At 72.2% G+C, this 21,499-nt stretch carries 17 protein-coding genes; 5 read left to right on the forward strand and 12 right to left on the reverse strand.

From position 1 onward, the window contains the following. Nucleotides 1-5: 5 nt before the first annotated feature. From FLV34_RS14790 to FLV34_RS43385, 6 genes are all read right to left on the reverse strand, one after another. A complete protein-coding gene (locus tag FLV34_RS14790) occupies nucleotides 6-1,094 on the reverse strand; it encodes a D-alanyl-D-alanine carboxypeptidase family protein (RefSeq protein ID WP_222709512.1) in 1,089 nt (362 codons plus the stop codon). Nucleotides 1,095-1,518: 424 nt separating this feature from the next. Then, nucleotides 1,519-3,162, reverse strand: a complete 1,644-nt coding sequence (locus FLV34_RS14795) for a HAMP domain-containing sensor histidine kinase (RefSeq protein WP_260617181.1) — start codon at nucleotides 3,160-3,162, stop codon at nucleotides 1,519-1,521. A 1-nt stretch (nucleotide 3,163) separates the two neighbouring features. Further along, on the reverse strand, nucleotides 3,164-4,087 hold the full coding sequence (locus tag FLV34_RS43265) for a response regulator (RefSeq protein WP_315985192.1): 924 nt from the start codon (nucleotides 4,085-4,087) through the stop codon (nucleotides 3,164-3,166). Nucleotides 4,088-4,183: 96 nt separating this feature from the next. Next, entirely contained in the window at nucleotides 4,184-5,803 is a 1,620-nt protein-coding gene (locus FLV34_RS14810) for a M1 family metallopeptidase (RefSeq protein ID WP_222709513.1), read from the reverse strand. A gap of 194 nt (nucleotides 5,804-5,997) precedes the next feature. Continuing rightward, nucleotides 5,998-7,296: a dicarboxylate/amino acid:cation symporter gene (locus FLV34_RS14815; RefSeq protein ID WP_142646879.1), complete on the reverse strand. Its 1,299-nt coding sequence runs from the start codon at nucleotides 7,294-7,296 to the stop codon at nucleotides 5,998-6,000. Between the two features lie 79 nt (nucleotides 7,297-7,375). Next, a complete protein-coding gene (locus tag FLV34_RS43385; RefSeq protein WP_356994099.1) occupies nucleotides 7,376-7,459 on the reverse strand; it encodes a putative leader peptide in 84 nt (27 codons plus the stop codon). 186 nt (nucleotides 7,460-7,645) lie between these two features. On the opposite strand from FLV34_RS43385, the gene FLV34_RS14820 reads away from it, so the two are divergent. The 3 genes from FLV34_RS14820 to FLV34_RS14830 all read left to right on the forward strand — a co-directional run bounded on the left by FLV34_RS14820 (nucleotide 7,646) and on the right by FLV34_RS14830 (nucleotide 11,434). Further along, nucleotides 7,646-8,302, forward strand: coding sequence for a GntR family transcriptional regulator (locus FLV34_RS14820; RefSeq protein ID WP_147943359.1), 657 nt, complete (start codon nucleotides 7,646-7,648; stop codon nucleotides 8,300-8,302). Between the two features lie 35 nt (nucleotides 8,303-8,337). Then, nucleotides 8,338-9,717, forward strand: a complete 1,380-nt coding sequence (locus FLV34_RS14825; RefSeq protein WP_222709514.1) for an MFS transporter — start codon at nucleotides 8,338-8,340, stop codon at nucleotides 9,715-9,717. A 391-nt stretch (nucleotides 9,718-10,108) separates the two neighbouring features. Beyond that, on the forward strand, nucleotides 10,109-11,434 hold the full coding sequence (locus FLV34_RS14830) for a glycoside hydrolase family 6 protein (protein ID WP_147943360.1): 1,326 nt from the start codon (nucleotides 10,109-10,111) through the stop codon (nucleotides 11,432-11,434). Nucleotides 11,435-11,552: 118 nt separating this feature from the next. Here FLV34_RS14830 and FLV34_RS14835 read toward each other — a convergent pair whose 3' ends face one another. The 5 genes from FLV34_RS14835 to FLV34_RS14855 form a co-directional block, all read right to left on the reverse strand. After that, nucleotides 11,553-11,918 carry an MmcQ/YjbR family DNA-binding protein gene (locus FLV34_RS14835; RefSeq protein WP_147943361.1) on the reverse strand — a complete coding sequence of 122 codons (366 nt, stop codon included), beginning with the start codon at nucleotides 11,916-11,918 and terminating at the stop codon, nucleotides 11,553-11,555. 161 nt (nucleotides 11,919-12,079) lie between these two features. Further along, nucleotides 12,080-13,471, reverse strand: a complete 1,392-nt coding sequence (locus FLV34_RS14840; RefSeq protein WP_147943362.1) for an MFS transporter — start codon at nucleotides 13,469-13,471, stop codon at nucleotides 12,080-12,082. Nucleotides 13,472-13,586: 115 nt separating this feature from the next. Further along, entirely contained in the window at nucleotides 13,587-14,600 is a 1,014-nt protein-coding gene (locus tag FLV34_RS14845) for a cytochrome d ubiquinol oxidase subunit II (protein ID WP_147943363.1), read from the reverse strand. Next, nucleotides 14,600-15,967, reverse strand: coding sequence for a cytochrome ubiquinol oxidase subunit I (locus FLV34_RS14850; RefSeq protein ID WP_261985781.1), 1,368 nt, complete (start codon nucleotides 15,965-15,967; stop codon nucleotides 14,600-14,602). Before FLV34_RS14850 ends, FLV34_RS14845 begins: the two co-directional genes overlap by 1 nt. A gap of 39 nt (nucleotides 15,968-16,006) precedes the next feature. Then, nucleotides 16,007-16,309 (reverse strand): hypothetical protein, encoded by a 303-nt coding sequence (locus tag FLV34_RS14855; protein WP_142646873.1) that lies wholly within the window; start codon nucleotides 16,307-16,309, stop codon nucleotides 16,007-16,009. Nucleotides 16,310-16,568: 259 nt separating this feature from the next. On the opposite strand from FLV34_RS14855, the gene FLV34_RS14860 reads away from it, so the two are divergent. Continuing rightward, entirely contained in the window at nucleotides 16,569-17,006 is a 438-nt protein-coding gene (locus FLV34_RS14860; RefSeq protein ID WP_142646872.1) for a Fur family transcriptional regulator, read from the forward strand. A 32-nt stretch (nucleotides 17,007-17,038) separates the two neighbouring features. Next, the gene (gene katG, locus FLV34_RS14865; protein ID WP_142646871.1) at nucleotides 17,039-19,270 is read left to right on the forward strand and encodes a catalase/peroxidase HPI; all 2,232 of its coding nucleotides are present in this window, start codon (nucleotides 17,039-17,041) and stop codon (nucleotides 19,268-19,270) included. A 77-nt stretch (nucleotides 19,271-19,347) separates the two neighbouring features. On the opposite strand, the gene FLV34_RS14870 is transcribed toward katG, so the two are convergent. Beyond that, nucleotides 19,348-21,348, reverse strand: a complete 2,001-nt coding sequence (locus FLV34_RS14870) for an erythromycin esterase family protein (RefSeq protein WP_147943364.1) — start codon at nucleotides 21,346-21,348, stop codon at nucleotides 19,348-19,350. Nucleotides 21,349-21,499 lie beyond the last annotated feature (151 nt).

Below are 21,499 nucleotides of genomic sequence, written 5' to 3' on the forward strand. Positions count from 1 at the left end.
CGATGTCATCTGTCCTGCTCGTTCGCGGCCCGCGCCGCGATCAGCGAATCGAGCGACGCGCGGACCCCGTCGATCAGTGTCCGGCTGCGGTCGAGTGCGGCCTGCAGGCCGGTCGCGGGAGGCGAGCCGGCGCTCTGGTGCAGGACGACGCCGAGGACCAGCCACGTACGGCCGGCGGCCTCGGCCTCGGCCGCCCACATCAGCGCACCCCCGGCCGGCGTGGTGGAACCGGTCTTGAGGCCGATCACGCCCGACCTGCCCAGCAGCGTGTTGGTGTTGACGATCATGCCGGGCACCCCGGGGATCGTGACCTCGCGCTTGGCGACGATCGAGCGGAGCACCGGGTTCTTCATCACCTGCCGGGCCAGCCTGAGCTGGTCCGCGGCGGTGCTCACGGTCGTCGGCTCGATGCCGCTGGCGCCGGTGTAGGTGGTGTGGGTCATGCCGAGCCGGGCGGCGGCCCGGTTCATCTTCACCACGAACGCCTCCTGACTCCCGGCGTCCCATCGGGCGAGCAGGCGGGCGATGTTGTTGCCCGAAGGGATCAGCATCAGTTCGAGCATCTGACGTTCGCTGAACCTCTGGCCTTCCCTGACCGGCGCGCTCGACTCCTCCCGGGACGACGACTCGTCCGCGGCCTGCCTGTCGACCTCGATGACCGGCCCGGTGGCGGCGCCCTTCAGCGGATGCTCCTTGAGGATCACGTACGCCGTCATCACCTTGGTGACGCTCGCGATCGGCACCGGCTCCCGCTCCCCCTTGCCGCCGAGATCACCGAGGCCCTCGACCATGACGCTCGTCTGGCCGTCCTCGGGCCACGGCAGGTCGATCCCGGCCGCGAGGCCCCCGTCCGTCGTGTTCGCTTCGCCCATGGGAGATCCGAAGCAACCACCGACGGCAGACGCGATGAGGACGACGGCCCACATCATGGCCGCGAGGCGGAGGGAGCGACGGCGGCGGACCGGCAGGACCGGGTGGTCGCCCGGCCGCTCCCCGCCGCGAACGGCCCGAGCGGCGGGTACGGCAGGAGCGGCGGGAACCACGGCGGGAGCGGTGGGAATCGTGGACACGGCGGGCGGGCGGGTTGGGAGCATGAAGGGCACCTCCGGGCGGTCGGTACGCGTTTGCGCACGTCACCCACCTTGTGCCGGGCGAATTTCCACGCCGCCGCAGCGAGAAGTCAGCGACCGCTCGAATCTCCCGCGGCTGTGTATCCGCCGTGTATCGGCTGCTCCTCGTCCCCGCACCGGCACCTGCTGGTGGCCTTCCGGCTCCCGCCGGATGCGCGCCACCGAATACCTCAGCCGCACATGCGCCAGCCGCCCGCGTCTCAGCCGCGCATGCCGACGTCGAGACGGACAGCGGCCTTCCTGCCCACGAGCTGCACGCCCCCGAAGACCTCAACCGCACATGCGCCAGCCGCGCACGTCCCAGCTACGGATGCATGCGTCGAGGTGGTTGGTGACCTTCCGGCTCCGATGGGCTGTGCGTCCCCGGAACGCCTCAGCGGCCCGCGTGTCAGTCGTGGGTGCCGGCGTCGAGGCGAATGGTGGCGACCGCGCCGCCGTCCGGGGCGTTGGCGAAGTCGAGGGCCGCGCCGATCACCTGGGCCTGGCCGAGGGCGATGGTCAGACCGAGGCCGTGGCCCCTGCCGCGTTCCGCCGCGCCCGTACGGAAGCGCCGCGGCCCTTCCGCCAGCAGCGTGCCGGGGAACCCCGGCCCGTGGTCGCGTACGACGATCGTCGTGCCGCGCACGGTGACCTCGACCGGAGCCCGCCCGTGGCGGTGCGCGTTGACGACCAGGTTGGCGATGATCCTGTCGAGACGGCGCGGGTCGGTGTCGGCCACGGGATCGCCGATCACCTCCACCTGGGCCGGGAGCCCGGTCCGGCGTACGGACTCCTCGACGACCCCGCCCAGCGGCACCGGCACGTGGTCGGCCCGCTCCGCGCCCGCGTCCAGGCGCGAGATCTCCAGCAGGTCCTCGACGAGCCCGCGCAGCACCCCGACCCGGTCGCGTACCAGCTCGGTGATCTCCCCCTCCGGGAGCAGCTCCGCCGAGGTGATCAGACCCATCAGCGGGGTGCGCAGCTCGTGGGCCACATCCGCGGTGAAGCGCTGCTCGGCGAGCAACCGCTCCTGCAGCGCGCTCGCCATCGAGTCGACCGCCGCCGAGATCTCGCCGATCTCGTCGCGGGTCCGGCCCTCCGCCCCGATCCTGGCGTCGAGGTCTCCGCCCGCGATGCGCCGGGCCGTTCCCGCCACGCGCCGCAGACGCCGGTTCGGCAGCTCGGCGATCAGCGCCGTGAGGGGCACCACGATCGCGAGCACTGCCAGCGTGGCCATGACGATGTGCCGGTCGAGGGCCTGGAGGCTGCGCCGCTCGGCGCCCATGTCCACCTTGACGGCCAGCACGCGGCCGCCTTTGCGGACGGCCGCCCACATCCATGGCTCGTCGGGTTTCGTGTCGTCATACCAGGTGGCGACTTCCGAGTCGTCATGCCAGGTGGCGGGTTTCCGGGGTGTCACCTGCCGCAGCAGTTCCGGCGGAAGCTCGGCCGGGTCCTCGATCGCGCTGTCCGGCGGGTCCTCGCCAGGGGTGCCGCTCGCCGTGCGGATGACAGCCTGGAACGCCTCGGACCTGCCCGTGTTCAGCGACCATTCGTACGTCGTGGTGTGCACCAGAACCCCGACCGCCACGGCGACCGCGCAGGAGGCCACGGCCGCCAGCGCGGCGATCTTCCAGCGGAGCGACCGGGGGTCCAGGAGCGACAGGAGGTGCAGTGACGCCCGGATGCGCGGCGTGCGTCTGGGCTCCGACGGGGTGTGCTGGGTGTCCGGCGACATCCGCCGCCCCTTCCGCGCCGTACGGCGTGCTCCCGCGAGCACGGCGGAATCGGCCGGCCCTCCGAACCGGGTGGACCTGGCGGGCGCAGGGATGTCGGCGGGCTCCGCGGAGCGAGTGGGCTCGGCGGGCGCGACGGACTCGGTGGGCTCGGCCGGCGCGGCGGGCTCCGCGGAGCGAGTGGCCTCGGCGTGCGTGACAGGGGCGGCGGGCGCGGAGGGCTCCGCGGACTCGGCGGATTCGGCGGCGGCCTCGGTGCGCCCGGCGGACCCGGTCGGTCGGGAGATCTTGGTGGGTTTGATGGGATCGGTGCTCACATCAGCGCCGCAGCTTGTAGCCGAAACCGCGAACGGTCTCGATCCTGTCGGCGCCGATCTTCTTGCGCAGCCGCTGCACGCACAGGTCCACGACGCGGCTGTCGCCGTCCCAGCCGTAGTCCCAGACGTTGCGCAGCAGCGTCTGGCGGTCCAGCACGATCCCCGGATGCGCCGCGAACTCCAGCAGCAGCCGCAGCTCGGTGGGGGCGAGCGCGACCGGCTCGCCGGCCAGGCGCACTTCGAGGCCGTCGGTATCGATGGTCAGGTCGCCGAAGACGAGGCCGCCTGCCCCGCCGGACGCGGACCGCGGGGGATCATCCGGCCCATGCCCGGCAGAAGGCTCGGCAGAAGGCTCAACGGAGGGCCCGGCAGAAGGCTCGGCAGAAGGCTCGGCGGAGGGCCCGCGCTCGGGCTCGCCGCCAAAGCCGCGACCGAGACCGTGACCGGCCCCTCGATCACCAGCACGATCGGGAGCGCGACCAGGCCCATGATCGAACGCTCGACCGGGCCCGTGATCGAGGGCACGATCGGGGGCGAACGTGGCCCGGCGCAGCAACGAGCGGATCCGGGCCACCAGCACGCCGGTGTCGACCGGCTTGACGACATAGTCGTCCGCCCCCGCCTCCAGGCCCGACACCACGTCGAGCGAGTCACCGCGCGCGGACATCATCAGGATCGGGACCAGGCTGGTCTCCCTGACCGCGCGGCACAGGCCGATGCCGTCCAGGCCCGGCAGCATCACGTCCAGCAACAGCAGGTCGTGCCGCCCCTCCCGGGCGAGCTCCAGGCCGGTGAGGCCGTCGCCGGCCGTGGACACCGCGTAGCCGTAGCGTTCCAGAGCCATCCCGACCGTCTTGCGGATCACCTCGTCGTCCTCGACGAGCAGCACGGTGACAGGGGCCTGCGGCCCGCCCTTGATGTCCAAACCCGAAATATCTCCCCGATGGCGGCTGATTGCGCGCTTGCGAGCTTATAAGGACGCATCCGGTGCTCCCCTCTCAGTGGCGTACGGCGGGAAGCGTCAGGAGGCCGGGGCCGCCGGCGGCTTCCAGTCCGGGTGGCCCGGCATCGGGGGGACCTTGGCCCCGTAGAGCCAGCCTTCGATGTAGGAGGTGAGGTCGCGCCCGCTGACGCGGTTGGCCACGTCGATGTAGTCCTTCGTGGTCGCGGACCTGCCCAGGTATCGGTCGTAGAACGTCTGCTCGATCTTCTTGAAGACGGAGTCGCCGACCTGCCGGCGCAGGCCCGCGAGCATCAGCAGTCCGCCGTTGTTCCCGCCGGTCAGCACGTCCTGCGCCGTCTTGAGCCGCGCGGGAGGCCCGGATTCGACCCGCTTGTCGAACTCGAACTCGTAGCGCTGCTTCAGGACGTCGTCGAGCTTCCGATACCCCTTCGCCACGGAATAGAGCAGCTGGTAGTACTCGGCGTGGCCCTCGCTGATCCACATGTCGTTCCAGGTGCGTACGGAGACGGCGTCGCCGAAATACTGGTGGACCAACTCGTGGATCATGGTGGGCGCGATCTCCGCGGCCGGGAGCGCCAGCCCGTCGGCGCTGAACGTGGAGAGCGTCGCCGACTCCAGGGCGACGCCGTCGTAGCCGCCCTGCACGCCCAGCACCCCGTAGGTCTCGAAGGGATATTTACGGCCCAGCTCCTTCTCCACCCAGGCGACCTGCTCGGGGATGTCGTCCACCCGGGGCTTCACCGCCTTGTAGCGGCCGGTCGCGACGTAGCTGCGGATCGGCAGGCCGTGCGGCCCGCGCGCCGTCACCTTCGTGAAGCGGCCGACTGCCACCTGGGCGACGTCGGTCGGGATGGCGTCGCGGGTGGTGTAGGTGTACGTGGTGCGGCCCCCGGTCGTCCTGCGCGACCGCAGCGTCCCGCTCGCCACCGCCTGGAGGTTCTTCGGCGTGGTGACGCGGAAGGTGAAGCGGGCCCTGTCGCTGGGGTGGTCGTTGCCGGGGAAGAACATGTGGGCGCGGTCCGGCTGGCCCATGAGAGCGAAGCCGTCGTCCTTCTCGACCCAGGCCATCAGGTGATGCGCTCCAGCCGGGTAGGAGGGCGACGGCGTGTCGTCCGCGCGGTCGACACGATAGGAGACGTCGACGCGGAACGACTCGCCTTCGCGCAGGGGACGCCGCGGCGTGATCACGAGCTTCTCGCCGGACGCCGTGAACGCGGCCGGCTCGCCCTGCACGGAGACCGAGGTGATGCGGTCCACCTTCGAGTCCAGGCTGAAGCTGGACAGAGCCTGCTTCGCCGTGGCCGTGATGCGCACGGAGGAGTTCATCTTCGTCGTGCCGGGACGGTAGTCGTACCGGATGTCGTAGGAGGCGACGTCGTACCCGCCGTTGCCGAGGTAGGTGAAGAGCGGGTCACCGGCGCTGTGAGCGCCGGGCCGGGGCGTCCGTACGTCCGGCGAGGACGCGCCGGCGCGGACGTCACCCTTGACGGCCGTGGCGGCGTCCCCGGCCTGGGCCGCCGCGCCGCACGCGGAGACCGCCAGCGTCAGCGCGCCCGTCGTCGCCAGCGCGGCGAGCGATCCCCGCGTACGGCGCCGGGGCGGCTGGGGCGCGGGCGACTGGGTGCTGCCTGTGGTGCTGGGCCGCGGTCGCGGGCCGGACATGCGGGCAGAGGACATCGATGACCACCTTCGGGAAGAAGACGCGCTGGGTGCGCGCACTCCGCCCATCGTGGGTGGGGCATGTGTCGGCACCGCCTGGACCGTGTATCAGCGACCGCTCAGGCATGTATCACCGTGCACGGCCGCCCGCCGGGAACGGCCCCGCCCACGACGCGACGTCGTGGGCGGGGCCGGACGGGAGGGAGGGAGGATCAGGCGAGCGCAGGCTCGGGACCCGACGCGGGACGAACCGCGGCGGGGGCCTCGTCCAGAGGCTGCGGCGGGGCGCTGAACACCTCCTCGTCGAGACGGCCCTCGGAACGTGCGACCAGGACGGGCACCACCATCTGTCCCGTGACGTTGGTCGCGGTGCGGATCATGTCGAGGATCGGGTCGATCGCCAGGAGCAGCCCGACGCCCTCCAGGGGCAGGCCCAGCGTGCTCAGGGTCAGGGTGAGCATCACGATCGCGCCGGTCAGACCGGCGGTCGCGGCCGAGCCGACCACGGAGACGAACGCGATCAGCAGGTAGTGGCCCACGTGCAGGTGGACGCCGAAGACCTGGGCCACGAAGATCGCCGCGAGCGCGGGATAGATGGCGGCGCAGCCGTCCATCTTGGTAGTGGCCCCGAACGGCACCGCGAAGGAGGCGTAGTCGCGGTCCACGCCCAGGCGCTCGGTGGTGACCCGCTGGGTGAGCGGCATGGTCCCGACCGAGGAACGGGAGACGAAGGCCAGCTCGATCGCGGGCCAGGCGTTGCGATAGAAGGTGAGCGGGCTGACCTTGCCCACGAAGGCGAGCAGCAGCGGGTAGCTCACCAGGAGCACCAGCAGGCAGCCGATGTAGACGCCCGCGCTGAGCTTCGCGAGCGGGGCGAGCAGGTCCCAGCCGTAGCTGGCCACCGACTTGCCGATCAGACCGGCGGTGCCGATCGGGGCCAGCCTGATGACCCACCACAGAGCCTTCTGGACCAGGTCGAGGACCGACCGGCTGAAGCCGAGGAACGGCTCCGCCTTCTCGCCGACCGCCAGGGCGGCGGCGCCGAGGACGACACCCAGGAAGACGATCTGGAGGACGTTGAGCTCGGTGAACGCGGTGACGATGTTCGTCGGGATGATGCCGGTCAGGAAGTCCAGCCAGGTGCCTGCGCCGTCCAGGTCGACGGCCTTCGCCCCGGAAGTGGAGATGGTGACGCCCAGGCCGGGGTTGAGGATCAGACCGAGGCCGATGCCGAAGACCACCGCGATCAGCGAGGTGATCAGGAACCACAGCAGCGTCTTGCCCGCGAGCCTGGCGGCGCCGCTGACGTTGCGCAGGTTGGCCACGCTGACGACGACCGCGGTGAACACCAGCGGCGCGACCGCGAGCTTGAGGAGCTGGACGAAGATCTTGCCGACTTCGGTGAGGGTTGCGGTGAGCCAGGCGACGTCACCGGCGCGGGCGACGAACCCGAGGGCCGCGCCGATCACCAGGCCGAGCAGCAACTGCAGGGAAAAAGAGAGTTTCTTCACGAACGAGACTCCGGCAGGAAGGCATGCTCACGCCGAGGCGGCATGCGAGTGGAGAGGGGGGAAGGAGTGGTGACTGCGTTCAGTGACAGAGACGACTGCTCAACCGGCACAGGTCGACGTGCAGCCGCTTGACGAGCAGCACGGACACCGGGATTGATCTCATAGCGCGAGAAAACCTCCTCAACCGGCAGTAAATTCCGGTGTTTCAATGTGATCCGTATCACGTTCTCCTGAGCCAGTGAAGCCTCAATCGCCCCAGAAGTCCCATATGAGCTTCCTGACCGTGATGTCCGATCACGGGATGCGCCCATAGATACAACTTGTATCTATGCCTGCTACGCTCCTTCGCATGGCCGATCCCGCGAAGCGCCCGTCCGCCGCCCACACCGCGTACGCCGTGACCAAGGAGCTGATCCTCTCCGGCGAGCTGCCGGGAGGAAGCCTCATCAGCGAGGGTGAGATCGCCGAACGCGTACGCGTGAGCAGGACGCCCGTCCGGGAGGCGTTCCTGCGGCTGGAGTCGGAGGAACTGCTGGCGCTGCACCCCAAGCGCGGCGCGGTGGTGGTGCCGGTGCCGCCGGGAGAGGCCGCGGACGTCCTGGAGCTGCGGCTGGCCCTCGAACGGTCCGCGGCCGAGCGCATCGCCAGGACCGGACTGCGCGACGATCATCATGAGAGGATGCGCGACCTGCTGCGCCAGCAGCGCGCCCTCGCCGAGGCCGCGGACGTCGGCCGGTTCGCCGAGGCGGACGAGGCGTTCCATCGGTGCATCGTCGAAGCGTCGGGCAACCGGCTGGCCGGCCGGTTTTACGCCACGCTCGGCGACCGGCAGCGGCGGATGAGCATCACCGCCCTGCGCCCGCGGCCGGAGCGGCTGTCCGTGCTGGCCGGCGAGCACGAGGCCCTCCTCGGCCACCTCCTCGCCGGGGACAGCGCGGCCTTCGCCTCGGCCCTGCTCGATCACCTCACCGCGACGCACGGCTCGCCCTACCCCGCCGACCGCTGATCCGCCTCCACTTGTCTCGAAGGTTCGACGTCCCCATGCCGGAAACCCAGCGGATGCCGGAACCCCGGCAGGCCGCCCCCAAACCTGCCGTCACCCTCAGCCCTGCCGCACACAGCCCCGGCGCGCTCAGTCCCGTCACGCTCAGTCCCGTCACGCTCAGTCCCGTCACGCTCAGCCCCGGCGCCTGGCGGGCCGTCGCCGCGGCGATGTTCGCCGCCGGCTGGGGCGGCAACCAGTTCACCCCGTTGCTGCTGATGTATCGCCGGCTGGGCGGCTACTCCGCGCTCAGCGTCGACGCCTTCCTCGGCGCGTACGTCGTCGGGCTCGTGCCGGGGCTGCTGCTCGCCGGACCCGTGTCCGACCGGCGCGGGCGGCGTCCCGTGCTGGTGGCCGGCACCGTCGCCTCGGCCGTCGCGAGCCTGGTGCTCTGCTTCGGCGGCCACAGCGCCTGGCCCATCTACGCGGGACGGCTGATCACCGGCTTCGCCGTCGGCATCGCCATGTCGGTGGGCAGCAGCTGGGTGAAGGAGCTGTCGAGCGGGACGGACGGCGGGCTCGCCGCACGCCGGGCAGCGCTGTGCCAGACGGCGGGATTCGGCCTCGGCGCCGGGATCGCGGGCGTGCTCGCCCAGTGGGGGCCATGGCCCATGGTGAGCCCGTACGCCGTCCACATCCTCCTCACCGCGGCGATACCCGTGCTGCTCCTGCGGGTGCCCGAGACGCGGCCCGCTCGGGCGGGAGGCTCGGTGCGCGAGCTCCTCGGGGCGCTGGCGGACGATCTGCGCGTCCCCGCGCCGGCCCGCAGGCGGTTCCGGCTCGTGGTGCTGCCGATGGCGCCGTGGGGGTTCGGCGCGGCCGGGCTGGCGTACGCGGTCACGCCCCAGCTTGTCGGCTTCCGCGTCGGCGACTGGGGGCTGGCGTACGCGACCGGGCTGACCGTGCTGACCCTGGGCACGGGCGTGGCGGTGCAGCCCGTGGCCAGGTGGCTGCACAGCGGGAAGAGAAACGGCGCGGCGGGCGACCGCGCTGCGGGAAGCCGGACCGGACGGGCTCCGATTGCGGCCATGGCGGTGATGCTCCTCGGCGCGGCGCTGTGCGCGGCGAACGCGGTGCTGCTCTCGCCGTGGCTCGCGGCCGTCACCGCGGCCGCCCTGGGCGCCGGTTATGGCATCGCGGTGGTCTCCGGGCTGCTGGAGATCCAGCGCATGGCCGGCCCTGACGATCTGGCCGGACTGACCGGCGTCTACTACATGCTCGCCTACGCGGGCTTCCTCCTCCCGACCGTGCTGGCCGGTTTGTCGTCGTGGCTCTCCTACCCCGTCATGCTGGCGGCGGTGGCGGCAGCGGCCCTGGTCTGCCTGGGCCTCGTCGTGACCGGCGCCCGCGTCACGGAGCCGACCACCCCGGCGCGCTGAAGGCGGGCTTCCGGGACGTCCCGCCAGAAGCCTCCGCATCGCCATCCTCCGCGCCGCTGGGGTCCAGGCCGCCGCGCCCTCCGCCCTCCGCCTCCGCTCTGCTGCCGTCCGGGTCGGCTGCCCTCCTGCGCCGCCGCCCTCCGCTCTGCTGCCGTCCGCTCTGCTGCCGTCCGCTCTGCTGCCGTCCGGGCCGGCTGAAGCTTTCAGGCCATCCGGCGCGCGGCGGCACCGGGCGACCTCGCGCGACGCGGCGTTCGCCGAGCTGAGGGCGGGTGATCTCCCCCGGACCCCACGCGCGTACGGCGGCGGGTGCGATCGAGCCCTGTACGCGCCCGACCAGCCGATGAATCGTGCATGGTGACGACGGTCTCGCGCGATGAGGAGGCACGGCATGGCGGTGCGGCTGGGAGCGCGTCTCATGGCGGCGATCGCGGCGACGATCCTCCTCCCCGTGGCGACGGTCCTCATGGGCACCCCCGCCGCCGCGGACACCCGTGTCGACAACCCGTACATCGCCTCGGAGCGCTACGTCGATCCCTGGTGGTACGCGTCGGCCGTGTCCGAGCCCGGCGGCGCGGCGGTGGCCATCGAGCCGACCGGCATCTGGCTCGACAGCGTCGCCCACATCGAGGGCACCTCCTCCTTCCCCGGGCTGCGCGCGCATCTGGACGAGGCCGTCGTGCAGGACTCCTACGGCTCGGCCCCGCTCACGATCCAGATCGTGCTGAACGACCTGCCCGATCGCAACTGCACCCACGCGGTCTCCAACGGGGACTTCAGCGTGACCGCCGACGGCCTGAACCGCTATCGGACCGAGTATGTCGATCCGATCGCCGAGATCCTGGCCGACCCGGCCTACCAGCGGTTGCGCATCGTGGCGATCGTCGAGCCCGACTTCCTGCCCGGGCTGCTCCTGCCCGCCGCCACCTCCCGCTGCGCCGCCGTACAGGCGAGCGGGGCCTATCCCACGGCGCTGCGGTACGCGATCACCCGGCTGCACGCCATCCCCAACGTGTACGTCTACCTCGACGCCTCCCATCACGGCGTCGTCGGTCATCCGGACAACTTCGGCCGGGCCGCCGATCTGCTCGCGAGCATCGCGGGCGCGACCGGTGGGCAGCCTTCGCCCGTGCACGGCTTCACGGTGAACGTCGCGGGCTACGGCGCCCTGGTCGAGCCCTACTTCAACACCCACATGGGCCTGCCGGTGAAGAACTCGCGGTGGGTGGCCGGGAACGACTACGTGGACGAGCTGTCGTTCGCCCAGGCGTTCCGTCAGCGGCTCATCGCGGCCGGCTTCGGGCCCGGCATCGGCATGGTGATCGACACCTCGCGCAGCGGCTGGGGCGGCCCCTATCGCCCGGTCCGCACCAGCACCTCCACTGACGTGAACCGGTTCGTCGACGAGTCGCGGACGGATCGCCGCCACAGCGTCGGCAACTGGTGCAACCAGGCCGGGGCCGGGCTCGGCGCGCGGCCCACGGCCACCCCCGCCTCCGGCATCGACGCGTACGCGTGGATCAAGCCGCCGGGCGTCTCCGACGGAACGAGCATGAACGTCCCGGGCCCCGACGGCCTCCAGCCCGACCCGATGTGCGATCCGACCTACGTTCAGGGGACCGTGCCCAGCGGGGCGCTGCCGTACGCCCCGGCGGCGGGGCAGTGGTTCGGGCAGCAGTTCCAGGAGCTCCTCGCCAACGCCTACCCGCCGCTGTGAGGCACCCGGCCCGGCCAAGCGGCCGGACTGAGCCGCCGGGCTGATACACCGGACCAGGCGGCCGGACTGAGCCGCCGGACCAGGCGGCCGGGCCGAGCAGCCACATCAGGCCCCCGGATTAGACGATCGGCCGTTCGTCGAGAAGCCGGACCAGGCGTTTCGGCGCGATCAGCCGATAGCTGTCCTCGATCAGCCCGGCGATCTCGTCCCAGTCCTGCTCGACGTCGAGGCGCGCGCCCACCCAGCCGTTGCGCCCGACGTACGGCGGGACGAAGAAGCGCTCCGGGTCCGAGCCCACGAGGGCGTCCTGCACCCCCGGCCCGCCCTTGAACGTCAGCGACCGCCCGTCCTCACTGGTCATCGCGAACATCTTGTCGCCGACCCGATAGGTGGGAGCGGTGTGACCCCCGAACGGCTTCTCCACGGCCTCCGGCAGGGCCAGGCAGATCTCCCTGAGCCGGGACGCCACATCCTCATCGCTCACGCGGCTCGCCCCCTCGCACGGTCGTCATGACCGACCAGGGTAGGGGCGGGCCTCAGGCCGCACCACCCGACCGCACCACCCGGCCGCGCCACCCGACCGCATCGCCCCGTCACGCCCCGGGCCGCACCACCCCGCTCACGGCACCCGCTCACGACACCCGCTCACGACACCGGGTCGCGCACCCGGCCCGCGGCGGTGAGGGCCGCCAGCAGCGCCACGGCCGCCAGGACGGCCGAGGCGGCGCGGGCGCCCGCCTCGTGGGGATGCCCACCGAGATGCAGGGCCAGGGTCACCACGGCGATGCCGAGCGCCGTGCCGATGCCGCGCGCCATGCCGACCATGCCACCGGCCGTGGCGGCCGTCCGTTCGGGGACGGCGGCCATGACGACGGCGTTGTTGGCGGGCACGAACAGGCCGAGCCCGGCGCCGGTCAGCGCCAGGCAGGCCCCGGCCCAGCCCTCGGCGGCGGGATCCGCCGCCGCCAGCACACAGCCGGCGGCCGCCGCCACGGCACCGGCGACGCACCTGCGCCGGTCGCCCCAGGCGCGGGGCAGCAGATGGTCGCCCACGAGGGCGCTCACCGCGAAACCACCGGGCAGCGCGGTCAGGACCAGGCCTGCGACCAGTTCGCCGCTGCCCGCCACGAGGACCTGCGGGATCGACACCAGCGGACCGAACAGCACCAGGTAGCCGCCCAGCGCTCCCGCGAGCCCGGCCGTGACGACCCGGCTGCGGAGCAGGGCGGTGTCGATCAGCGCGGACGGCACCCGCGCCTCCCATCGCCAGAAGCCGATCGCGGCCCCGGCGGCGACGGCGAGCAGGACGGGCACCGACCACGACGGCAGGTCCAGGCCCGAGACCACGGAGGCGGCGAGCAGCAGGGCGCTGGTGGAGGCCCCCAGCAGGACCAGCCCCGGCCAGTCGAAGCGGCCGCCCCTCCCCCGATGCCGCGTGCGCGGCAGCAGGTAGCGCCCGGCGATCACGGCCACGCAGCCGACCGGCACGTTGATCCAGAACACCCACCGCCATCCCGCCGTGGCGACCAGCACACCGCCGGCGACCGGCCCGAGGGCCAGGCCGAGCGCCTGGGCCGCCGCCTGCATGCCCAGCCCGGTCCGCATCCGTTCCCGGGGGACGCTCGACACGACCAGGGCCACGCTGTTGGCCTGGAGCATCGCCGCGCCCGCCGCCTGTACCAGCCGGCAGGCCACCAGCACCGCCAGGGACGGCGCCAGCCCGCAGGCGGCCGAGGCGGCGGTGAACACGACGAAGCCGTAGAGATAGACCAGCTTGCGGCCCGCGACGTCGGCGAGGCGTCCCGCCCCGGCCAGCAACGCGACCAGCACCAGCAGGTAGCCCAGGGACACCCATTGCACGGCCGCCAGCGAGGCGCCGAACTCCCGCTGCATCGCCGGGAAGGCCAGGGTGACGATGCTCGCGTCCAGTTGTCCCATGAACGCGCCGATGCACACGGCTCCCACGGCGAACCAGGGGGCGTACGGGTGCTCGCGCACGCGGTGGGGGCGGCGCGACTCCCTCAGCAGATCACGCATGCTCCGACCCCTGCCTTCCAGCCTATCCCCGCAGGTCGGACGGCTCCGTCCCGCCAGGCGGGCCCGACGGCTCAGCCGGGACCACCCCGCCCGGACGGCGTACGGGCCGGGCCGCTCACCCGGGGCCGCCGTGCTCGAACGGCAGGCGGTGCTGGACGGCGAGCAGCCACGCGATCGACGGCAGCACCAGCAGCGCGCCCGCTCCTGCGACGACGAGAACCGCCGAGATCACCGCCGGTTCGGCCGCCGCCTGCCGGAAGGACACGGCCGGCGGCAGCATGAGCGGATACTGCGCCACCGCCCATCCGCACAGCACGGCGGTCACGGCCAGTGCCGCGGCGCCGCGTACGAGCAGGTAGCGCCGCAGCCACAGCAGCGCGATGGAGGCGACGCCGAGCACGGCGCTGGCCAGCACGAACGGCAGCGCGCCGTGGGTGAGGCCGGTGGAGAGCCGGGGGGCGTCGGCGCGCAGCACCCCGATGCCGCCGAGGGCGACCACGCCGGTGACGGCGGCCGCGGCCAGCGCCCTGCGCCGGAAGACCTCGGCCATGCCGGGCAGGCGGGACCGCACGGCGTCGTCGCACAGGTAGACCGCGGCGAGATAGGCGCAGACGGCCACCGCGAGGACGCCCCCCAGCATCGAGGTCGGGTTGACCCACGCGCCCACCAGGTCGCCCCTGGCCAGGCCGGGCGGCACCCGGCCGGACGCGACGGCCCCGGCCACCGTGCCGAGGAAGAACGGCGTGAGCACCGACGACAGTGCGAAGGCCGCGCCGAACAGGCGCTGCTGCCACAGCTCGGTGCTGCTCTTGCGGAACGCGAACGCGGCTCCCCTGCCGATGATCCCGAAGGCGGCCAGCGTGAGGGGGATGTAGAGCGTGGACATCACCGCGGCGAAGACCGCCGGGAAACCGGTCCACAGCATCACGAGCACGAAGATCAGCCAGACGTGGTTGGCCTCCCAGACCGGGCCGAGCGAGTGCTCGATGAGCCGCCGCTGGGGCATGCCGGCCCGGCTGCCCCCGGCCAGCAGGTCCCACAGGCCGCCGCCGAAGTCGGCGCCGCCGAGCAGCGCGTACAGGATCAGGCCGAGCCACATGACGCCGAGCAGGACCTGTGCCGGCTCCATCAGAGCGTCTCCCGTTCCTGCGGCGCGGCCACCGGCCGGGCGCGGAGCATGAGCCGCAGCACATACACGGTCGAGACCGTGAGAACCGTGTAGACGACGACCAGCAGCAGGAGCCCCGCCCACAGGTTGGGCGCGGGGTTGACCGCGTCGGCGGTGCGCAGCCTGCCGTACACGACCCAGGGCTGACGGCCGAGCTCGGTCACCACCCAGCCCGCCTCGACGGCGACGACGGCGAGCACGCCGGAAGCGGCCGCCGGCCACAGGAACAGCCGGGAGCGCGGGATCTCGCGCCGCCGCCACCAGCTGAAGGCGAGCCAGGCCGACAGCAGCAGGAGCAGGACGCCGATGCCGACCATGGCGTCGAAGCACAGGTGGACCGGCGTGACCGGCGGCCGGTCGGCGGGCGGCGTGCGGTCGAGCCCCTGGACGACGGGGTCCGGGCTGTAGCCGACCAGCAGCGACAGTCCGCTGGGGATCTCCAGCGCGTAGCGCATGCGGTCGTCCACGAAGATCCCGCCGAGGCTCAGCGGCGCGTTGGGCCCGGTCCTGGTCAGCCCTTCCATGGCGGCGAGCTTGGTGGGCTGATAATCGGCGAGGAACCGCGCCGCGTAGTCGCCCACCACGATCTGGACGGGCGTCAGCGCTCCCGCGAGGGTGAAGGGCACCAGGAAGCCGAGGCGGTGGTAGCGGTCCCACCGCCCGCGCAGCAGGGCCACGGCATAAACGGACGCGGTGGCGAAGCCCGACACCATGAACGCGGCGACGATCATGTGGATCGTCTGCGGCGGGGTGGCGGGGTTGAACATGGCCGCCCAGGGCGACACGTCCGTGACCCGGCCGCCCTCCAGGCGGAAGCCGCGCGGCTGGTTCATCCACGCGTTGGCCGAGACGACGAAGAACGCCGAGGCCACACCGGCGATCATCACCGGCACCCCGGCCAGCAGGTGGGCTCGGGGCGAGAGCCGGTCCCACGCGTAGAGGTAGATCCCGATGAAGATCGCCTCAAGGAAGAACGCGATGCCCTCCAGCGCGAACGGAAGCCCGATCACCTGGCCGTACGCGCCCATGAGGCCCGGCCACAGCAGGCCCATCTCGAAGCTGAGGATCGTGCCCGACACGGCCCCGACGGCGAACAGGACGGCCACCGTCCTGGCCCAGCGCCGGGCGAGGCGCAGGTAGTCGTCGTCGCCCCTGCGCAGCCCCCGCCATTCGGTGAACAGGAGCAAGGCGGGCATGCCCACTCCCAGGCACGCGACGATGATGTGCCACCCGAGGGACAGCGCCATCTGCGTCCGCGCAGCGGCCAGGTCGGCCCCGCCCGCCGGGCCCGCAGCGGCGATCAGCGTCGCCGCGAGGGCCGGCCGCACCGCCCGCTCCCCGCCGGGAAGCCCCGGCCGGGGCCGAGGTCAGTGGTCATCCCAGTGACCGTCGTGGCGGACGTGGCGGTGCCCGTCGTGGATGTAGTCGACGTGGTCGCCGTGCGGCACGGCCACGTGCCCGCATTCCGGCCCGTGCTCGTGGTCGTGCGCGTCGTGCACGGCGTGCCCGCTCGCCTCGCACTCGTCGACGTGGTTCTCGTGCACCCGGTGCAGGTGGCCGTCGTGGACGTAGTCCACGTGGTCGCCGTGCGGCACCGCGACGTGGCCGCACCCGGCGCCGTGCCGGTGCTCGTGTGCCGCGTGCTGCCGATGCTCGGTCATTGTGCTCATGGGGGGATTCCCCCTCTCCGTGAACCCGCGGACTGGTTGCGTAGGTACCCCCGCACGTCCGCGGGAGGCAGCGCCCCGACCGGCTTTTGCGCAAGCCGATGCGAGCCTCTACTCCCGTTTGGGCCACGTGCCGTCTCCGCGACGGCCTGCCCGGGGACTTCCCTGGGTGCGACCTGAGACAGAAATCACCTTAGAGCCACATATCCTTGGACGATTCGCTCTCTTGAACTCTTCGTGTTTAGTGCGATAAGTTAGTGACATGATCGCGCCTGGGACTCCGACCACCGCCGAGGACCTGCGGGGGGCCGGCCTGCGGGTGACGGCCGCTCGTGTCGCGCTGCTGGAGACCGTCCGCAGCGGTGACCACCTCGACGTCGAGGCGATCGCCTCCGGGGTCCGCGATCGCGTGGGCCACGTCTCCCTTCAGGCCGTGTACGAGGCCCTTCATGCCCTGACCGCAGCGGGACTCGTCCGTCGCATCGAACCGGCCGGCAGCCCGGCCCGGTACGAGGGTCGCGTCGGCGACAACCATCACCACGTCGTGTGCCGGTCGTGCGGCGTCGTCGCCGACGTCGACTGCGCTACCGGCGAGGCGCCGTGCCTGAACGCGTCCGACGACCACGGCTTCACCATCGACGAGGCCGACGTCATCTACTGGGGCCTGTGCCCCGGCTGTTCCAGCGCTCGCGCTTCCTGAGCCCCATGATCGACTAGTTCCAGAGGATTCCCTTGACCGAGAACCACGACGCAATCGTCACCGATCCGAAAGCGGAGGGTGAAGGCGGCTGCCCGGTCGCGCACACGCGCGCCCCGCACCCGACGCAGGGCAACGCCAACCACCAGTGGTGGCCGGAGCGCCTCAACCTGAAGATCCTTGCCAAGAACCCGGCCGTGGCCAACCCGCTCGGCGAGGACTTCGACTACGCCGAGGCGTTCAAGTCCCTCGACCTCGCGGAGGTCAAGCGGGACATCGCCGAGGTGCTGACGACCTCGCAGGACTGGTGGCCGGCCGACTTCGGCCACTACGGCCCGCTCATGATCCGTATGGCGTGGCACAGCGCGGGCACCTACCGCATCAGCGACGGCCGCGGCGGCGCCGGCTCGGGCCAGCAGCGCTTCGCCCCGCTGAACAGCTGGCCGGACAACGGCAACCTCGACAAGGCGCGCCGCCTGCTGTGGCCGGTCAAGAAGAAGTACGGCAAGAAGATCTCCTGGGCCGACCTGCTGATCCTCGCCGGCAACGTCGCCCTCGAGTCGATGGGCTTCAAGACCTTCGGCTACGCCGGCGGCCGCGTGGACGCCTGGGAGCCCGACGACGACGTCTACTGGGGCCCCGAGACCACCTGGCTCGGCGACGAGCGCTACAGCGGCGACCGTGAGCTGGAGAACCCGCTCGCCGCGGTCCAGATGGGCCTCATCTACGTCAACCCGGAGGGCCCGAACGGCAGGCCCGACCCGATCGCCGCGGCCCGCGACATCCGTGAGACGTTCCGCCGGATGGCGATGAACGACGAGGAGACGGTCGCCCTCATCGCCGGTGGTCACACCTTCGGCAAGACCCATGGCGCGGGCCCGGCCGACAACGTCGGCCCCGACCCCGAGGCCGCCCCGATCGAGCAGCAGGGCCTCGGCTGGAAGAACAGCTACGGCACCGGCAAGGGCGGCGACACGATCACCAGCGGTCTCGAGGTCACCTGGACCTCGACCCCGACCCGGTGGTCCAACAACTTCTTCTGGAACCTGTTCGGCTACGAGTGGGAGCTGACCAAGAGCCCGGCCGGCGCGTGGCAGTGGAAGCCGAAGAACGGCGCCGGTGAGGGCTCGGTTCCCGACGCCCACGACCCGTCGAAGCGGCACGCCCCGGGCATGCTGACGACCGACCTCGCGCTCCGGTTCGACCCGATCTACGAGCAGATCTCGCGGCGTTTCTACGAGAACCCCGACGAGTTCGCGGACGCCTTCGCCCGCGCGTGGTTCAAGCTGACCCACCGCGACCTGGGCCCGGTCACCCGCTACCTCGGCCCGGAGGTCCCGAGCGAGGTGCTGCTGTGGCAGGACCCGCTGCCGGAGCGGACGTACGAGCTCGTCGACGCCGCCGACATCGCGGCCCTCAAGGAGCAGATCCTCGCCACGGGCCTGTCGGTCTCCCAGCTCGTGTCCACCGCGTGGGCGTCGGCCGCGTCCTTCCGCGGCAGCGACAAGCGCGGCGGCGCCAACGGCGCGCGCGTCCGCCTGCAGCCGCAGATCGGCTGGGAGGTCAACGACCCCGACCAGCTCGCGACCGTGCTGCGCGCCCTGGAGGGCGTCCAGCAGTCGTTCAACGCCGCGCAGACCGGCGGCAAGCAGGTCTCCCTCGCCGACGTGATCGTGCTCGCCGGGTGCGCCGCCGTCGAGAAGGCCGCCAAGGACGCCGGTTTCGACGTGGAGGTTCCCTTCACGCCGGGCCGCGTGGACGCGTCGCAGGAGCAGACGGACGTCGAGTCGTTCGCCGCGCTCGAGCCGACCGCCGACGGGTTCCGCAACTACTACGGCAAGGGCAACCGCCTGCCGGCCGAATACCTGCTGATCGACCGGGCCAACCTGCTGAACCTCAGCGCCCCCGAGATGACCGTCCTCGTCGGCGGCCTGCGCGTCCTGGGCGCCAACCACCAGCAGTCCAAGCACGGCGTCTTCACCGAGACGCCGGGGGTCCTGACCAACGACTTCTTCGTCAACCTGCTCGACCTGGGCACGGAGTGGAAGTCGATCTCGGAGGACCAGACCACGTTCGAGGCTCGCGACACCGCCACCGGCGAGGTCAAGTGGACCGGCACCCGGGCCGACCTCGTCTTCGGGGCCAACTCCGAGCTGCGCGCGGTCGCGGAGGTCTACGCGAGCGACGACGCCAAGGAGAAGTTCGTCACGGACTTCGTCCGGGCGTGGGACAAGGTCATGAACCTCGACCGGTTCGACCTGGTCTGAGCCTGACCTGACGTCCGGGCCGGCCCACACGGGCGCCGGCCCGGACGTTCCGCTTTGTCCGGGCGATCGCCCAGGGCTCAGACCGCCACCGGGTAGGTCTCCGGAGGCTCTCCGCGCTCCCAGGCGGCCGTACGCTCCAGGGGCTCCAGCGCGCCGGTCTCGTCGATGTGGATCACCGCGTCGAACTGGTCGGACAGGCGGGCCTGGAAGTAGTGGCTCTGCCGTTCGGTGCGCGGGCGATAGACCACGCCGATGGCGCGTTCGAGCAGCGCCCTGCGCAGCAGGTCCGCCGCGCCGGCCGAACGCCCGAAGCCGACCAGGAACTCCTTGTGCCCGACCTCGTGGAACAGCTCCTCGACCGAGCCGGGCAGCGCCGGGCGCACGTTCTTCCGCTCGGCCGGGCCACCCCAGTCGTCGGCCGCCGTGACCGTGCCGGTGTAGGTGGTGAAGCCGATCAGCCGGCAGTCCGTGAGGCTGTGCTCGCGCACCAGCTGTCCGAGGTTGAGCTCGCCGCGCGCGCCCATCTCCGTGGCCCGCGCGTCGCCGAGGTGGGAGTTGTGCGCCCACACCACGATCTTCGCCGGCTCGCCGCGCTGCCAGCCGAGGTGCTCGGCCAGCGCGAACAGGGTGTCGGCCATGTGCCGGTCACGCAGGTTCCACGAGGACACCCGGCCGCCGAACATCGTGCGGTAGTACCGCTCCGCCGCTGCCACCACCACGGCATTGCGCTCGGCGTGGAAGAACTCGTCCTCGCCGAGCAGCCCCTGCGCCCGCTGGTAGCGCAGCGCGTTGCGCTGGAGGTCCACGAGCTGCTCGATCACCTGCCGCTCGCACGACTCCCCCGCGCCGAAGGCGGCGGCGAAGCCGTACGCCTGACCGTCGTCGCCGTCGTTGTGGTCGAAGCAGGAGTAGCGTTCGCGGGCCCGCGCCGCCGCGGCCGGGTCCACCTTCTCCAGGTAGGCGACGACCTCGTCGGCGGACCGGTGCATGCTGTAGAGGTCGAGCCCGTAGAACCCGGCCCGCTCCCGCTTGCCGAGCCGGTCGTTGTGCTCGCGCAGCCAGCCGACGAACTCCAGCACGTCCGCGTTCCGCCACATCCACGCCGGGAAGCGCTCGAAGCCGCGCAGCGCCTCCTCGGCGGTCGCGTCGTCACCGCGCCCCCGGACATACCGGTTCACCCGGTACGCGTCGGGCCAGTCGGCCTCCACCGCCACGGCGATGAAGCCCTTCTCCTCGATCAGCCGCCGTGTCATCTGGGCGCGCGCGGCGTAGAACTCGTGGGTGCCGTGCGACGCCTCGCCGATCAGCACGAACCGCGCGTCGCCGACGATGTCGAACAGCACCTCGTCCGAGGGGACCCCGTCCCGCACCGGCACGAGCTCCGAGCGCAGCGTCGCGAGGTCGGTGCGGACGAGCGTGGCCCCGGCCCGCGCCGAGGCCGCCGCGCGCAGCAGCCTGCGGGCCTCGTCGTCGCCGGTCTGGGTGAAGTTCCAGTACGACTCCCCCACGGAGAGGAAAGGCATGGGCGTGGTCGCGCAGACGACGTCGTCCACCAGGGCGGCCAGCTCCTCGCAGGTGGACTCGGCCGCGGCGGGCATGGCGACCACGATCCCGGCCGGCCCCCGCTGCCGCACCGCGCGGACGGCCGCGCGCATGCCCACCCCGGCCGCGAGCCCGTCGTCGACCAGGATGACGGTCTTGCCGCGCAGCTCCGCGGCGGGCGTATCGCTCCGGTAGGCCCGCTCCCGCCGCGCCAGCTCGCGGGACTCCCGCTCGGCGACCTGCCGGATGGTGTCGGGCCGGAGGCCGAGCCCGCGGACGACGTCCTCGTCGAGCACGATCACCCCGCCCACGGCGATCGCCCCCATGGCCAGCTCCTCGCAGCCGGGCGTGCCGAGCTTGCGCACCAGGAGCAGGTCGAGCGGGTGGCCCAGGGCGGTCGCCACCTCGTACGCCACCGGGACGCCGCCGCGCGCCAGGCCGAGGACGACGACGTCGGGCAGCCCGCGGTAGTGGCCGAGGAGTCCCGCGAGCACCCGGCCCGCCTCCCGGCGATCCGAAAACAGGCGATCATTCATGAGCCTCGCCTCCCGGGTCGCGCAACCGAATACCCCACTATGAGCAGCGCAAACACGGTTCCCGGCAGCGCCTGCCGGACCGGTTGCCCGACGGCCCGGACGGCCGGGCCTGCCACTCCGCCTGCCGGGGGCCTCGTACGAGGGCCTCGTT

Source organism: Microbispora sp. CSR-4 (assembly GCF_008033685.1).
In the GTDB taxonomy this organism is placed as follows: Bacteria; Actinomycetota; Actinomycetes; order Streptosporangiales; family Streptosporangiaceae; genus Microbispora.